Here is a 13729-nt window from a genome sequence, read left to right as displayed (position 1 = left end):
AGCCCGCGTGACGCGTGCGCGACAGGGGCCGCGCGGCGCAACAAAAAACCCGCGGTTTCCCGCGGGTCTTGAGAGGGATGGTGGAGCCGAGGGGGATCGAACCCCTGACCTTCGCAATGCCATTGCGACGCTCTCCCAGCTGAGCTACGGCCCCATGTCCGGGCGGGCCTTTAGGCGACAATCGCCGGGCCCGCCAAGCATAATTTTAATGTTCGTCGTCTTCGCTGCCGGTATCGAGGCCCAGATCGTCCTCGCCGGTCTGCAAGTCGACCTCGTCGTCGGCGCTCGGCTCCTCGTCCTCGTCGGGCACCAGCTCTTCCGCCGCCAGGTCGTCGTCGGCCTGCTCGGGCTCCTTCGCGGCGCTCGGCGCGGCCATTTCGAACGGCATCGGCTGCTTCGACTTGAGCACCGGCTCGGGCATCCACGCGGTGCCGCAGGCGATGCAGGTCACCGGGTCTTCCTTGCCCAGGTCGTAGAAGCGGGTCGAGCATTTGGGGCAGGTGCGCTTGGTGCCCCATTCGGGATTGACCATCGGGTCGAGTCTCCAGTTGAGTAGAGCACCACGCGAGAGACGGCGGCGCATTCGGCGCGCGCCTTGCCATAGGCGGGTGCGGCTGTCAAAGCGCGGTCCCGTGACCGACAGTGCCCCCCTCGTCATCGCCGTCGACGGCCCCGCCGCCAGCGGCAAGGGCACGATCGCCAAGGCGCTCGCGGCGCATTTCGGGCTGCCGCACATGGATACCGGGCTGCTCTATCGCCGGCTGGCACTGTCGCTGTTCCGCTTCGGCGGCGACCCGGGCAGCGAATTCGAGGCGGCGCGCGCGGCGCACGACCTCGACAAGATCGACCCGGCCGATCCCGAGTTGCGGAGCGAGGTGATCGGCGGGATCGCCAGCCGGGTGTCGGCCTATCCCGAGGTGCGCGCCGCGCTGCTTGACCGGCAGCGGGCGTTCGCCGGGCAGGCGGGCGGGGCGGTGCTCGACGGGCGCGACGTGGGGACGGTGATCGCCCCCGGAGCGACGGTGAAGCTGTTCGTCACCGCGAGCGACGAGGTGCGCGCCGCGCGGCGGCTGGCCGAGCTCGAGGCGCGGGGAATGCCCGCGCATCATGACGAGGTGCTCGCCGACATCCGTGCCCGCGACGCGCGCGACCGGGACCGCGCCGCCGCGCCGCTAAAAGCGGCGGACGACGCGATCCGGCTCGACACCAGCGACCTGACTCCCGAGCAAGCCGTCGCCGAGGCGATCCGACTCGTCGAGGCACAGCGCGCGCGCTAGCGGACGATCGCGTAGCGGACGGTTACGTCGGCGGCGGTGGTCAGCTGCACCGGGGTGATATCGACCAATACCGGCGGCGGAGGCGGGGGAGGCGGCGGCGGCGGGGCGGGCGCATCCCGTTCGAACGCCTGCGCTTCGAGGCCAGTGCTTCCCGAAGAGATCGACAGAACCTGGCCGAGCGTGACTCGGTTGGCGGCGGCGACGGCGCGCGCCTTGGCTGCCGCATCGGCCGCCGCGGCGGCGAGGGCGGCCGTGCGCGCCCGTTCGCGGTCATTATACTGGAAGCTGTTTATCGACGCATTGCTCGCCCCGCCGCGGCTGGCGAGCCCGACCATCGTGCCGGCATCCTTGAAGTGGCTCGTCTCCACCGTGATCGACTGCGTCGCAACGTAGCCGAGGACCGCGCACGCGCCGGTCGACAGCTGCTTTGCGCCATAGCTGTTTTCCTTGCACGCATCGCTTCGCACCGGCTGCGTACTGACGTCGTTGGTGCGCGGGATCGCGTTGCGGTCGAGTGCGCGGATCCCGCCCTCGATCGCCTTGCCCTGCACGACCATCGCCCGGAGGGCGTCGTCGCTGGTCGCGCCTTCGCCGCGCAGCGTGTAGCCGATCACCGCCTGGTCAGGGTCGGTCTTCACCTCGCCATGCCCGCTGACGAGGATGCTCGGCACCTTGTCGATGTCCTGCGCGAAGGCGGGTGAGCTCGCCAGCAGGCAGCCGGCCAAGGCCATGGGAAGATACCGCATTGTCTACGCTCCTGTTTGGTGGTGCCCTTGTCACGAAGGCTAGGGGGGCGCGGCGATGCTTGCAATTGCCCGCCTTGCTTGCGCGCGAGGCGCTTTTCCTCTAGGGGCGCGGCAGTCCAGCGGGCTTTGCCGCGCGGACGGCCCGTCTCCAGGATGCGCCCGGCTCGGCCCTCACGCCGATGCGCCGCCTCGTCCTGTCGAAGCCGCCCGCTCGCCATCGCCCAAGGATGTCCCGTCCGGATGGGCCGGCGCGGGGCGGAACAAGGGTTTGACCAAGCCCGCCTCATAAATCCGTCACGGTGACGGGTCGGCGGCCAGACCTTTTCGAGACGAAAGACAAAAATAGATGGCCAGCACGGCATTTCCGAGCCGCGACGATTTCGCGGCGCTCCTCAACGAACAGCTCGGCGGCGAGAACGAGGCCTTCGAGGGCCGCGTCGTCAAGGGCACCGTCACCGGGATCGAGAACGACCTCGCGGTAATCGACGTCGGGCTCAAGAGCGAAGGCCGCGTCGCGCTTCGCGAATTCGCCGCCCCGGGTCAGAAGGCCGATCTCAAGGTCGGCGACGAGGTCGAGGTCTATGTCGACCGCGTCGAGAATGCCAACGGCGAAGCGATGCTCAGCCGCGACCGCGCCCGCCGCGAGGCGGCGTGGGACCTGCTCGAAAAGGAATATGAGGCGGGCAACCGCGTCGACGGCGTCATCTTCGGCCGGGTCAAGGGCGGGTTCACCGTCGACCTCGGCGGCGCGGTCGCGTTCCTTCCGGGCAGCCAGGTCGACATTCGCCCGGTGCGCGACGTCCAGCCGCTGATGGACATCGCCCAGCCGTTCCAGATCCTCAAGATGGACCGCCGCCGCGGCAACATCGTGGTGTCGCGCCGCGCGATCCTCGAGGAAACCCGCGCCGAGCAACGGTCGGGCCTGATCCAGTCGCTGGCCGAGGGCCAGGTGATCGACGGCGTCGTCAAGAACATCACCGACTACGGCGCGTTCGTCGACCTCGGCGGGATCGACGGGCTGCTGCACGTCACCGACATCAGCTACAAGCGCGTCCAGCACCCGAGCGAAGTGCTCAACATCGGCGACACGGTGAAGGTGCAGATCGTCCGCATTAATCGCGACACGCAGCGCATCAGCCTTGGCATGAAGCAGCTCGAGAGCGATCCGTGGGAAGGCGCGGCGGCCAAGTATCCGGTCGGCGGGACCTTTACCGGCACTGTCACCAACATCACCGAATATGGCGCGTTCGTCGAGCTCGAGCCGGGCATCGAGGGCCTCGTCCACGTGTCGGAGATGAGCTGGACCAAGAAGAACGTCCACCCGGGCAAGATCGTCTCGACCAGCCAGGAAGTCGAAGTGAAGGTGCTCGAGGTCGACCAGGAGAAGCGTCGCATCTCGCTCGGCCTCAAGCAGGCGCAGGCCAATCCGTGGATCGACTTCGCCGAGAAGCACCCGGTCGGCTCGACCGTCGAGGGCGAAGTCAAGAACGCGACCGAGTTCGGCCTGTTCATCGGGCTTCCCGGCGACGTCGACGGCATGGTCCACATGTCGGACATCGCGTGGGGCGTGTCGGGCGAGGAAGCGCTGGCGCTTCACCACAAGGGCGAGACCGTCCAGGCGCAGGTCCTCGACGTCGACGTCGAAAAGGAGCGCATCAGCCTCGGCATCAAGCAGCTCGAGCGCGGCGGTGTCGCGGTCGGCGGCGCGGGCCGCGGTGCGGGCAGCGGCGCGAACAAGGGCGAGACGGTGACCGTCACCGTGCTCGAGGTTCGTGACGGCGGGCTCGAAGTGCAGGTCGGCGACGACGGCGCGACCGGCTTCATCAAGCGGACCGACCTCGGCCGCGACCGCGACGAGCAGCGCCCCGAGCGCTTCCAGGTCGGGCAGAAGTTCGACGCGCAGGTCACCGGGCTCGACCGCTCGAAGAAGCCGACCTTCTCGATCAAGGCGCTGCAGATCGCCGAGGAGAAGCAGGCGGTGGCGCAGTACGGCTCGTCGGACAGCGGCGCGTCGCTCGGCGACATCCTCGGCGCCGCGCTGAAGGAAAAGGCCGACGCGACGACCGAGCCGAAGGCGAAGTCGAAGAAGAAGTAAGGCGGCCTTAAAACCGCCAGGCGGGACGAAGGGCGTGGATGCTTCGGCATCTGCGCCCTTTTCCTTTGCAACACAGCCTGATACGCATTTTGCTCAATCGGCGCGGGGGCGCCGCGAACGAGTGAAGAAAGAGCGGGGAGCGGCATGATCCGATCGGAACTGGTGCAGAAATTGTGCGGCGATTTTCCCGACCTCACACAGCGTGAGATCGAGACGGTGGTCGGCGCTTTGTTCGATTCGATCACCGACCAGCTGGCCAGTGGGGGCCGCGTCGAGCTTCGGGGCTTCGGCGCCTTTTCGACCCGCCAGCGCGACGCGCGCACCGGGCGCAACCCGCGCACCGGCGAGGCGGTCGCGGTCGACGCCAAGCGCGTGCCCTATTTCAAGCCGGGCAAGGAAATGCGCGAGCGGTTAAACCTGAGCGAGGTCACGGCCGAGTAGGGGAGCGGGGTCCGATTGGAAGGGGGACCTTCCGTCGTCGGTGCGGCCCTGAATGGCTGGCCGGGTTCCTTGATCTCCTTCACGCAATCGATGGCGCGCGCGCCGTCACGGGAATAAACCCTACGTCGTCTTTGGGCGACTTCGCCCGTGACGTAAGTCCTGTCGCTACGCAAAGGCTGGCCGGCTTTCGCCAACTCCTCGCCTAATGCTGGTTCGCTTGGCGAACCGGCGTTAGGCTCGGTGGCTCAAGCGGACGTGGCGGAATGGTAGACGCTGCCGACTTAAAATCGGCTTCCGACAAGGAGTGCGGGTTCAAGTCCCGCCGTCCGCACCATCGATCGTTGAGACCGTCCGGGGGACGGTCTCAACGATCGATCAGGTCAAAACCGTCCGGGGGGCGGTTTTTCGCTTCGATCACAAGGACTCCGGGGGCATCGCTCGTCACGGTTGAGTATTTCTTAAGCTAATCCGGCTAGCCCGTCGGCCGTGCGTATCGGTCTCAATCCGCGCCGCGAGGAGGCGCTCAGCGTCGTTTACGCCCCCGCGCCGCGGCGGCGCGACCTGCCGGTTATCGTCACGTTGATCACCGCGGTTATGCTGCTGATCTGGAACGGCAGCGCTCTGTTCCGCGAGCTAGAGGCGGCGGGCGACATCTTCGGCCCCGGCCTCAAGATCGCCTGGGCGGCGATCACGCTCAACGTCGCGCTGATCCTGTTCGGCTGGCGCCGCTACGTCGACCTGCAGCACGACGCGATCCGCGAAGTCGAAAGCGAGGAGCGCGAGAAACGCATGGCCTCGACCGACACGATGACCGGGCTGCTCAACCGCAAGGGGTTCGGCGACGAGGGTGGCCGGATGTGCGAAGCGGCGATCGCCGAACAGTCGCAACTGGTCATCTTCTCGATCCAGCTTCATCGCTTCAAGGCGGTCAACGATCGCCACGGCTTCGATATCGGCGACGCGGTGCTCGGTCAGATCGCCGAGGCGATCCTCGAGTGCGCGCCCGACGAATCGGTCGTCGCGCGGGTCAGCGGCGACGAGTTCGCGGTGGCGATGCTGCGCGGCACCGAGAAGCGCGAGGAATTGATGACGCTCGGCTCGGCCTTCCTGCAGAGCGTCACGCGGCCGTTCGAGGAGCAGGGCAAGTTCGTGCAGATCGGCGCGTTCGTCGGAGTCGCGGCGGCCGATCCGGGCGAATGCGCGCTTCACGACCTGCTGCGCCGTGCCGACATCGCGATGGACCATGCCCGTTCGAGCCGGTCGGCGCGCCCGTCCTGGTTCGACGCGGGGATGGAGCGGGCGCTGATCCTTCAGGGCGAGCTTGAACAGGGGGTGCGCGCGGGGATCGAGCACGACCAGTTCGTCCCCTTCTTCGAGCCGCAGGTCGACCTCGACAGCGGCGAGATCCGCGGGTTCGAAGTGCTGGCGCGCTGGATCCACCCGTCGAGCGGGATGATCGGTCCCGACCGGTTCATTCCGATCGCCGAGGAACTCGGCCTGATCGGGCGGCTGAGCGACCAGGTCGTGCGCAAGGCGCTGCTGGCGGCGGTCGACTGGGATCCGTCGATCAGCCTGTCGATCAACATTTCGCCGAGCCAGCTCGCCGACAGCTGGCTGGCGCAGAAGATCGTCCGGCTGCTGACCGAGACCGGCTTTCCTGCCGAACGGCTGGTGGTCGAGGTCACCGAAAGCTCGCTGTTCGCCGACCTCGAGCTCGCGCGCTCGATCGTCACCAGCCTCAAGGCGCAAGGGATCCGGCTCGCACTCGACGATTTCGGCTCGGGCTTCTCCTCGCTCTCGCACCTGCGCGCGCTTCCGTTCGACCTGATCAAGATCGACCGCAGCTTCACCGCCGCGATCACGAGGGACCGCGAAAGCGCAGCGATCGTCAGCGCGGTCGCGACGCTGGCCAAGGCGCTCGACGTCCCGGTTGTCGTCGAGGGGATCGAGAATGCCGTCTCGCACGAGGCGGTGCTCCAGTTCGGCTGCCGCACCGGCCAGGGCTGGTATTTCGGCAAGCCGATGAGCGCCGACGACGCGCGCCAGCTGCTGCGCCTTCGAAAGGGCGGACCGGAGGCGGTGGCGCTCAGCGCCTGATCGGCAAGCGCTTGACGAAAATTGTCTCGCCGCGGGACGCGCGGATCGATCGCGCGCGGATGCCCGTTGTCAGCATGGTAAAGAACGTCTTAACGAGTTTTCCATGCAGTCGATGTCGTCGCTCCGGCTCCGCCGCCTGTTTCACTTCGGCAAGGGCCGCACCTACCTGCGCGGCCCGGTGCAAGCGGTGCGCGCGCAGCCGCTGCTGGGCGACGAGCTGAAGCTGTTCGCCGGGACCTTCGCCGCCGGCTTCCTATTCGTGACGGTCTATTTTTCCTGACAGTCGGGCGAATCGCAGGCGAGGTGGAGTTTCCAGCCGAGCCATGCGCTGACGAGGCACATTGCCGCCACCAGCACCAGCTGGCCTCCCGGGCCGATCCCCGCGAGCGTGAGCAGGAAAGCGCCCGCCGAGCCGACCACCATCGCGCCTGAATTGACGATGTTGTTGGCGGCGACCGTCCGCGCGGTTTCCGACTGGTCGACCGTCGTGGTGAGGAAGGCGTAGAGCGGGACGACGAACATTCCCCCGGTGATCGAGATGCCGAGCAGCGCGGCGATCAGCAGCGGCGCGCTCGCCTGGTGGAGGAAGTTGCCGAGCGTGATCAGCTCGCCGTGGCGATGTTGCGCCCAGCCCATCGCCACGAAGTGCAGCAGCAGCACGAACCCGCCCATCGCCAGCACCGAGGCGGGGGCGTAGCGCGCCGACACCTGGCTCTTGAGCAGCCGGTTGATCAGCACCGAGCCGATCGCGATGCCGATCGAGAAGATGCCGATGAACAGGCTGGCGACATGCTCGTTCGCGCCGAGGATGTTCTTCACCAGCGGCGGGAAGGCGATGATCAGCACCGCGCCGATCGTCCAGAAGAAGCTGATCGAGCAGATGGCGAGGAACAGCCGGCGGATGTGCATCGTCCCGCTGACCAGTGTCGTCGAGGCGCGCAGGATGTGCCAGTCGGGGGGCGGGATGTCGGCGTGCGGCGGGGCCGAGGGAACCTTCCGCCCGATCAGCAGTCCGACGCAGGCGACCAGCACTACCGCGATCGCCGCGACCTTCGGCGCGGTCGACAGCAGGCCCGCGGCGATGGTGCCGCCGAGGATCGCGAGATAGGTCCCCGCCTCGACCAGCCCGGTCCCGCCGAGCACTTCGTCGCGGGTCAGGTGCTGCGGCAGGATGGCGTATTTGATCGGCCCGAAAAAAGTCGAGTGGACCCCCATCGCGAACACCGCGGCGAGCATCAGCGGGACGTTGTGGAAATAAAGTCCTGCCCCTCCGAACAGCATGATGCCGATTTCGGCGGTCTTGATGATGCGGATCAGCGAGGCCTTGTCGCGGATATCGGCGAGCTGCCCCGCGGCGGCCGAGAGCAGGAAGAAGGGGAGGATGAACAGCCCTTGCGCGATCGCGCTGAACTGCGCTTCCTTCGCCGGATTCGAATAGAGCTGATAGGTGACGAACAGCACCACCGCCTGCTTGAACAGGCTGTCGTTGAACGCGCCGAGGAACTGGGTGCCGAACAGGGGCACGAAGCGGCGCTCTTTGAGCAGGTGAATCGTATTCTGCATCAAGGCGTTAAGCGCCGTACTCTGCCCCCGGGGAGCGATTGGCATAGCCAGCTTTGCGGGGAGCGACAAACACTATAACGACACTCGTCGACACGATGCTGACGCTGCCCAACATTTTGACCCTCTCGCGCATCCTCGCGGTGCCGATCCTGGTGTTCCTGCTGTGGCGGCCGATGCCGCTCGATTATGGCATCACCTTCGTTCTCTACTGCATCGTCGGGATCACCGATTATTTCGACGGCTATCTCGCCCGCGCGACCCAGCGGATCAGCCGGCTCGGCCAGTTCCTCGACCCGATCGCCGACAAGATCATGGTCGCGGCGGTGCTGATCATGCTGATTTCCAGCCGCAAGGCGAACCCGGTGCCCGAAATCGGCGGGCTGCACATCATCGCCGCGCTGGTCATCCTCCTGCGCGAGATCATCGTGTCGGGGCTGCGCGAGTTTCTCGGTCCGCTCAACGTGTCGGTCCCGGTCAGCCGGCTGGCGAAATGGAAGACGACGTTCCAGCTGGTCGCGCTCGGCGCGCTGATTCTCGGCGGGGCGTTCCCGGCGCAGTCCTGGGTCCACGACGCCGGGCTCGCCTTCCTCTGGGCGGCGGCGGCGCTGACGCTGGTCACCGGCTACGATTACCTGCGGGTCGGGCTCAAGCACATGGACTAGGGCGTGCGCGGCGCTAGCGCGCTCGCCAGCAGCCTGAACTCTTCCTCGCGCGGGCTCGACCGGCGCCAGGCGAGCGCGATCGTCCGGCTTCCCGCCGCCGCGGCGAGCGGCCGCGCCTCGACCCCGGTCCCCTCGAGCAGCCCCGCCTCGATCGCCATGCGCGGGACGAAGGTGAGGCCGAGCCCGTTGTCGACCATCTGCACCAGCGTGTGGAGCGAGGTGCCCATCATCGCCGCCCCGGCGCGGATCTCGGGTCGGTTGCAGGCGGCGAGCGCATGGTCCTTGAGGCAATGCCCGTCCTCGAGCAGCAGCAGCCGCTGCTCGTCGATCGCGTCCGATTCGACCCCGCCGTCGGGGGCCTCGCCGCGCGGGTAGGCGATCAGCAGCTCGTCCTCGAACAGCGCGGCGACATCGACGTCGCCGCACGCGAACGGCATCGCCAGGAGCACGCAGTCGAGCTGGCCGCGGTGGAGCGCCGAGCAGGCGGCGGCACTCGTTTCCTCGCGCAGGAACAGCTTGAGCCGCGGCCATTCGGCGCGGAGCCGGGGAAGCATCGCCGGGAGGAGGAAGGGGGCGATGGTCGGGATGACCCCCATCCGCAGCTCGCCGGTCAGCGGGGCGCGCTCGGCGCGCGCCATGTCGGCCAGTTCCTCGCCCTCGCGGAGCACGCGCTCGGCCTTGTCGGCGATCCGCGTGCCTAGCGGGGTGAAGCGGACCACGCGGCGCGTGCGCTCGACCAGCGTCGTGCCGAGCAGCGTCTCGAGCTCGCGGATCCCGGCCGACAGCGTCGACTGGGTGACGAAGCAGGCCTCGGCCGCCTTGCCGAAATGACCATGGCGGCGGAGCGCCACCAGATATTGCAGCTGCTTGAGGGTGGGGAGGTGGACGATCAACTGGTCAGCAGCTTCACCGCCACCAGCAGCAGCGTCGCGGCGAGGACCGGGCGAAGCAGCCGGTCCGAGGCGCGGCTGCCGAGCATGCTGCCGATGATGATCCCCGGGATCGAGCCGACCAGGAGCGCCGCCATCAGTCCGAAATCGACCGCGCCGTAGAGCCAGTGACCGACCCCGGCGACGAAGGTCAGCGGCACCGCGTGGGCGATGTCGCTGCCGACGATCCGCGATACCGGCAGGCGCGGATAGAGGATCAGCAGCGCGGTCGTCCCGATCGCGCCCGCCCCGACCGAGGTGACCGAGACGAGGATTCCCAGCACCGCGCCGAGCAGGACCGTGGCGCGGGCGATATGCGCGTCGTCGAGCTTGTCGTAATGCGGCTGGGCGAAGGCGACGATTCGCGGCTGGAACATCACCGCCGCACTGGTCGCGAGCAGCGTCACCCCAAGCATGATGTTGAGCACGCCGACCGCGTGCTGGCCGAGGCTTCCGGCGCGGGCAAGGACGAACAGGGTGATCGCCGCGGTGGGCACGCTGCCCGACGCGAGCCGCCCGACAATCCGCCAGTCGACCGTCTTGCGCTTGCCGTGGACCGCGGTGCCGACGGTCTTGGTCACCGAGGCGTAGAGCAGGTCGGTGCCGACCGCGGTCGCCGGGTGGAAGCCGAACAGGATCACCAGCAGCGGGGTCATCAGCGATCCCCCGCCGACCCCGGTCAGCCCGACGAGCAGGCCGACCAGCAGCCCGGCCAGCGAATAGAGCGGATTGAAGTCGATGGTCGCGCGCCCCTTTTCGTTTCGCCACGACTGCCCAACCGCCTCGCCGTGCGCAAGATGTTGCGTCGCGGCGAGGCTGGATATTGCGCCGGTACGTGCCTAGATTGCCGGTCGATGACCAACGCGCTGACGGATTATCTCGACTCGGTGAAGGCGCGCGACCCGGCGGCGCGATCGCGCTGGGAAGTGCTGATCTACCCGGGGGCGTGGGCACTGCTGTTCCACCGCGTGGCGCACTGGCTGTACGGCGGCCGGCTGTTCTTCCTCGCCCGGCTGGTCAATCATATCTCGCGTGGCCTGACCGCGATCGACATCCACCCGGGCGCGGTGATCGGGCGCAATTTCTTCATCGACCATGGATTCACGGTGATCGGCGAGACGGCGGTGATCGGCGACAACGTCACCATCTACCAGTGCGTCACGCTGGGCGGGACCAACCCGTCGGGCGGGGTCGACGGGCATCGCCACCCGACGCTCGAGGACGATGTGGTGGTCGGCTCGGGCGCGCAGGTGCTCGGCCCGATCAGGGTCGGCAAGGGCGCGCGGATCGGGGCCAATTCGGTGGTGACCAAGGACGTCGTGCCGGGCGCGACGATGGTCGGCATCCCCGCCAAGCCGGTGCTGATGGACGCGGCCGAGCGAGCCGAGGGCTTCGTCCCCTACGGCACGCCGTGCAACGAGATCGCCGATCCGCTGCTGGCGCGATTGTGCGAGCTCGAGACCGAAATCCGGGCGCTGCGCGCGCGCCACGCGGGCAAGCCGAAGGCCAAGAGCGCTTGAGCGTCGTGACGCCGTTCCCGGGGCCACGGGACCGGCAGGAGGTCGCCGCCTTCGACCGGATCGAGCTGCAGCGCATCCTCGACCTCTACGGCAGGATGGTCGCGGCGGGCCACTGGCGCGATTACGGCATGAGCTTTTCGCCCGAGGTGGCGGTGTTCGCGGCGTTTCGCCGCACCGCCGAGCGGCCCGAGGTGCGGATCGAGAAACGCCCCCGGCTTCGGCTGAAGCAGGGGGCGTATGCGCTCGTGTCCGAACATGGCGCGGTGCTCAAGCGGGGGCACGATCTCGCGAACGTGCTCGCCCCGCTCGAGCGGCGGCTCATGCGGCTGGTTGGGGAAGACTGACCCGGTTGAGGTCGGGCAGCCGTGCCTGGAGCGCGGCGGGCAACGCCTTGACCACCAGCGTCCGCGCCGAATGCCAGTAGGCCGACAGCATCAACAGCGCCGAGCCGATCACCAGCGCGGTGAGCGCGACGTTGAGCTGGACCGCGCCAAGGCTCTTGAACAGCTCGGTGAGCGCGTAGAGCACATAGGCGAGCGCCGACACCAGCAGCGCGCGGCGGTCGATCGCCAGCGCGGTGATGCCCAGCACGACGTAAAGCGCGACGACCGCGAGCCCGCCGGCGATCGAGATGCTGCCCGCGGTCAACCCGAGCAGGGTAAACACCGGGTGGACGATCATCGGCGCGGCGAGCAGGTGGAGCCAGAAGGCGACGTCGCTGCGCCGGGTCGTGCGCGACGGATCGGTCCCGTCCCACCACATCGCGAACAGGAACATGCCGACGCCCAGCAGCAGCGTGAAGCCGAGGAGAATGTCGCGGCTTTGAACGGCTTCGAGGTTGAGCGTCGATGCTATGAGCGCGAGGACGACCATAGCGATCGAGGCCGCACCGGCGGCGACGGTGATCGGGACGTGGAAGCGGCGCCAGTGAAGATAAGCCGCCGCCGCCGCGACTGCCGCCGAGATTGCACCGAGCATTGCCATCGTCGTCGGCGAATCCTCGCGGACTCGATCGATCCCGCTGACGATAACGCCGAGAAAGCCGGTCCCCGCGAGAACACCGCCGACGAACGTCAGCAGGAGGAGGATCGAGGGAAGCGCCATCCGGCGACGCGCCGTGAACACCTCGGCGAGGAACCACGAGGTGACGGCGATGGCGAAGCCGATCAGCGGGCTCGGCCCGTATGAGTCGCTGCCACCCTGGTCATGGATGGCGAAGCCGATCGCCTGACCGATCGACTGGGCGATCCAGCCAACCGCGAACAGCAGGATCGCCGCGGCGATCGAGACGAAGATGTCGTTGAAGCTGGTGATGAGGCGGAACTGCTCTTCGTCGACGCTCGGGCTGCGCCGCTGCCGGTCCATAAAGTCGCGAAGCGCGGTCGCGCTGTCGGCGCTCAGCGCGCCGGCCGCGACCGCGTCGTCGAGATCCTGTTGTGTGTACATGTCGAAACCTCCCTGATGCGGGACGGGATGACATGGGTGTGTTAGGCTGTCAACACAGTGCCAGGCTCGAGCCGGGTGAGGAGGGGCGGAAACGAGGGTGGCCGGCGCCGGATCAGGGGGTGGGGGTTGGCGCCGGCCGGTCTCGAAACTCGTACTCGAGGGTTCGAGCGAAGCTCGGTGAGGCCGGGCGGACCGAAGCCCGCCCGGCGGCCTCCCCGGCCTCTGGTTGCGACTGTTCGCGCTTCACCTCGCCCCGGCAACCCGCGTTAACCATGCGACGTCGATATTAACGGCGAACGGTTCGTCGCGGCGTGGTAAGGCTCAGGCGGGTATGTGCAATCTTTACACGATGACCGCGACGGTCGACGAATTGAAGCGGCTGTTCGGGCCGTTCGAGGGCGATACCGCCAACCTGCCGCCGTTTGACGAAATCTATCCGGGTCGCGCCGCCCCGGTGCTTCGCGAGACCGGTGAGGGGCGGCTGAAGCTCGAGACGATGACCTGGGGTTTCCCCGGTCCCGCGGCGGCGAAGGGGCGCCCGGTGACCAACGTGCGCAACCTCGACAGCCCCTTCTGGCGCTCGGCGCTGAGCGAGCGCACGCGGCGCTGCATCGTCCCGGTCACGCGCTTTTGCGAATGGACCGCCGAGCCCGACCCGGTGACGAAGCGCAAGGCCAAGGTCTGGTTCGGCCTTCACGAGCACGAGCCGCTGTTCGCCTTCGCGGGGCTGTGGCGGCCGGGGGCGAAGGACGGAAGCGACGGGCCTTTCATGGCGTTCCTGACTTGCGCCCCGAACGATACGGTCGGCACCGTCCATCCCAAGGCGATGCCGGTGATGCTTCGCGCGGGCGACGCGCTCGATTGGCTTCGGCACGAGCGCGAACAGGCATGCGCCCTTGCGGTTCCCTTTCCCGATGCCGACATGCGGCGTATCGAACTGGATTGAACAGGGA

The 13729-nt window shown here is 67.9% G+C and carries 15 protein-coding genes and 2 tRNA genes; 10 read left to right on the top strand and 7 right to left on the bottom strand.

Annotation, left to right across the window (positions count from 1 at the left end):
* Positions 1 to 78: 78 nt before the first annotated feature.
* Together ABDK56_RS04200 and ABDK56_RS04195 are read right to left on the bottom strand one after the other, a co-directional pair.
* Positions 79 to 154: transfer RNA gene (locus ABDK56_RS04200), tRNA-Ala, on the bottom strand.
* Between the two features lie 51 nt (positions 155 to 205).
* Entirely contained in the window at positions 206 to 532 is a 327-nt protein-coding gene (locus ABDK56_RS04195; RefSeq protein WP_349807271.1) for a TIGR02300 family protein, read from the bottom strand.
* Between the two features lie 100 nt (positions 533 to 632).
* Between ABDK56_RS04195 and cmk the strand changes: the two genes are divergently transcribed.
* Positions 633 to 1277 (top strand): (d)CMP kinase, encoded by a 645-nt coding sequence (gene cmk / locus ABDK56_RS04190; RefSeq protein WP_349806889.1) that lies wholly within the window; start codon positions 633 to 635, stop codon positions 1275 to 1277.
* Here cmk and ABDK56_RS04185 read toward each other — a convergent pair.
* Positions 1274 to 2023: an SIMPL domain-containing protein gene (locus tag ABDK56_RS04185; protein ID WP_349806888.1), complete on the bottom strand. Its 750-nt coding sequence runs from the start codon at positions 2021 to 2023 to the stop codon at positions 1274 to 1276. The genes cmk and ABDK56_RS04185 overlap by 4 nt on opposite strands.
* 346 nt (positions 2024 to 2369) lie before the next feature.
* Here ABDK56_RS04185 and rpsA point away from each other — a divergent pair, with 346 nt between their 5' ends.
* From rpsA to ABDK56_RS04160, 5 genes are all read left to right on the top strand, one after another.
* A complete protein-coding gene (rpsA, locus tag ABDK56_RS04180) occupies positions 2370 to 4118 on the top strand; it encodes a 30S ribosomal protein S1 (protein ID WP_349806887.1) in 1749 nt (582 codons plus the stop codon).
* Between the two features lie 144 nt (positions 4119 to 4262).
* A complete protein-coding gene (locus ABDK56_RS04175; protein WP_349806886.1) occupies positions 4263 to 4559 on the top strand; it encodes an integration host factor subunit beta in 297 nt (98 codons plus the stop codon).
* Between the two features lie 249 nt (positions 4560 to 4808).
* Positions 4809 to 4893 (top strand) — tRNA-Leu (locus ABDK56_RS04170).
* Between the two features lie 152 nt (positions 4894 to 5045).
* Positions 5046 to 6656, top strand: coding sequence for a putative bifunctional diguanylate cyclase/phosphodiesterase (locus ABDK56_RS04165; protein ID WP_349806885.1), 1611 nt, complete (start codon positions 5046 to 5048; stop codon positions 6654 to 6656).
* Between the two features lie 103 nt (positions 6657 to 6759).
* Positions 6760 to 6936: a hypothetical protein gene (locus ABDK56_RS04160; protein WP_349806884.1), complete on the top strand. Its 177-nt coding sequence runs from the start codon at positions 6760 to 6762 to the stop codon at positions 6934 to 6936.
* On the opposite strand, the gene ABDK56_RS04155 is transcribed toward ABDK56_RS04160, so the two are convergent.
* Complete coding sequence (locus tag ABDK56_RS04155; protein ID WP_349806883.1) at positions 6924 to 8219, bottom strand: MFS transporter; 1296 nt, start codon at positions 8217 to 8219, stop codon at positions 6924 to 6926. The genes ABDK56_RS04160 and ABDK56_RS04155 overlap by 13 nt on opposite strands.
* Positions 8220 to 8314: 95 nt before the next feature.
* Here ABDK56_RS04155 and pgsA point away from each other — a divergent pair, with 95 nt between their 5' ends.
* Positions 8315 to 8881: a CDP-diacylglycerol--glycerol-3-phosphate 3-phosphatidyltransferase gene (gene pgsA, locus ABDK56_RS04150; RefSeq protein WP_349806882.1), complete on the top strand. Its 567-nt coding sequence runs from the start codon at positions 8315 to 8317 to the stop codon at positions 8879 to 8881.
* Here the strand turns inward: pgsA and ABDK56_RS04145 are convergent.
* Entirely contained in the window at positions 8878 to 9774 is an 897-nt protein-coding gene (locus tag ABDK56_RS04145; RefSeq protein WP_349806881.1) for a hydrogen peroxide-inducible genes activator, read from the bottom strand. The genes pgsA and ABDK56_RS04145 overlap by 4 nt on opposite strands.
* Positions 9771 to 10550: a sulfite exporter TauE/SafE family protein gene (locus tag ABDK56_RS04140; protein WP_349807270.1), complete on the bottom strand. Its 780-nt coding sequence runs from the start codon at positions 10548 to 10550 to the stop codon at positions 9771 to 9773. The genes ABDK56_RS04145 and ABDK56_RS04140 overlap by 4 nt, the downstream gene beginning before the upstream one ends.
* Positions 10551 to 10664: 114 nt before the next feature.
* On the opposite strand from ABDK56_RS04140, the gene epsC reads away from it, so the two are divergent.
* Together epsC and ABDK56_RS04130 are read left to right on the top strand one after the other, a co-directional pair.
* Entirely contained in the window at positions 10665 to 11330 is a 666-nt protein-coding gene (gene epsC, locus ABDK56_RS04135; RefSeq protein WP_349806880.1) for a serine O-acetyltransferase EpsC, read from the top strand.
* Positions 11327 to 11674 (top strand): DUF2794 domain-containing protein, encoded by a 348-nt coding sequence (locus tag ABDK56_RS04130; RefSeq protein WP_349806879.1) that lies wholly within the window; start codon positions 11327 to 11329, stop codon positions 11672 to 11674. Before epsC ends, ABDK56_RS04130 begins: the two co-directional genes overlap by 4 nt.
* Here the strand turns inward: ABDK56_RS04130 and ABDK56_RS04125 are convergent.
* Positions 11649 to 12776, bottom strand: coding sequence for a hypothetical protein (locus ABDK56_RS04125; RefSeq protein WP_349806878.1), 1128 nt, complete (start codon positions 12774 to 12776; stop codon positions 11649 to 11651). The two genes, ABDK56_RS04130 and ABDK56_RS04125, sit on opposite strands and share 26 nt — an antisense overlap.
* A 331-nt stretch (positions 12777 to 13107) precedes the next feature.
* Between ABDK56_RS04125 and ABDK56_RS04120 the strand changes: the two genes are divergently transcribed.
* Positions 13108 to 13722, top strand: coding sequence for an SOS response-associated peptidase (locus ABDK56_RS04120; protein WP_349806877.1), 615 nt, complete (start codon positions 13108 to 13110; stop codon positions 13720 to 13722).
* Positions 13723 to 13729 lie beyond the last annotated feature (7 nt).

The sequence above is a fragment of the Sphingomonas sp. ASV193 genome (genome assembly GCF_040203355.1).
Lineage (GTDB): Bacteria > Pseudomonadota > Alphaproteobacteria > Sphingomonadales > Sphingomonadaceae > Sphingomicrobium.
This window is presented reverse-complemented; position numbering and strand designations above follow the sequence as displayed.

Excerpts from the sequence above, each read along its gene's own strand:
- ABDK56_RS04195 (WP_349807271.1), bottom strand. The coding sequence starts at position 532 with ATGGTCAATCCCGAATGGGGCACCAAGCGCACCTGCCCCAAATGCTCG.
- ABDK56_RS04185 (WP_349806888.1), bottom strand. The coding sequence starts at position 2,023 with ATGCGGTATCTTCCCATGGCCTTGGCCGGCTGCCTGCTGGCGAGCTCA.
- rpsA (WP_349806887.1), top strand. The coding sequence starts at position 2,370 with ATGGCCAGCACGGCATTTCCGAGCCGCGACGATTTCGCGGCGCTCCTC.
- ABDK56_RS04175 (WP_349806886.1), top strand. The coding sequence starts at position 4,263 with ATGATCCGATCGGAACTGGTGCAGAAATTGTGCGGCGATTTTCCCGAC.
- ABDK56_RS04160 (WP_349806884.1), top strand. The coding sequence starts at position 6,760 with ATGCAGTCGATGTCGTCGCTCCGGCTCCGCCGCCTGTTTCACTTCGGC.
- ABDK56_RS04155 (WP_349806883.1), bottom strand. The coding sequence starts at position 8,219 with ATGCAGAATACGATTCACCTGCTCAAAGAGCGCCGCTTCGTGCCCCTG.
- pgsA (WP_349806882.1), top strand. The coding sequence starts at position 8,315 with ATGCTGACGCTGCCCAACATTTTGACCCTCTCGCGCATCCTCGCGGTG.
- epsC (WP_349806880.1), top strand. The coding sequence starts at position 10,665 with ATGACCAACGCGCTGACGGATTATCTCGACTCGGTGAAGGCGCGCGAC.
- ABDK56_RS04125 (WP_349806878.1), bottom strand. The coding sequence starts at position 12,776 with ATGTACACACAACAGGATCTCGACGACGCGGTCGCGGCCGGCGCGCTG.
- ABDK56_RS04120 (WP_349806877.1), top strand. The coding sequence starts at position 13,108 with ATGTGCAATCTTTACACGATGACCGCGACGGTCGACGAATTGAAGCGG.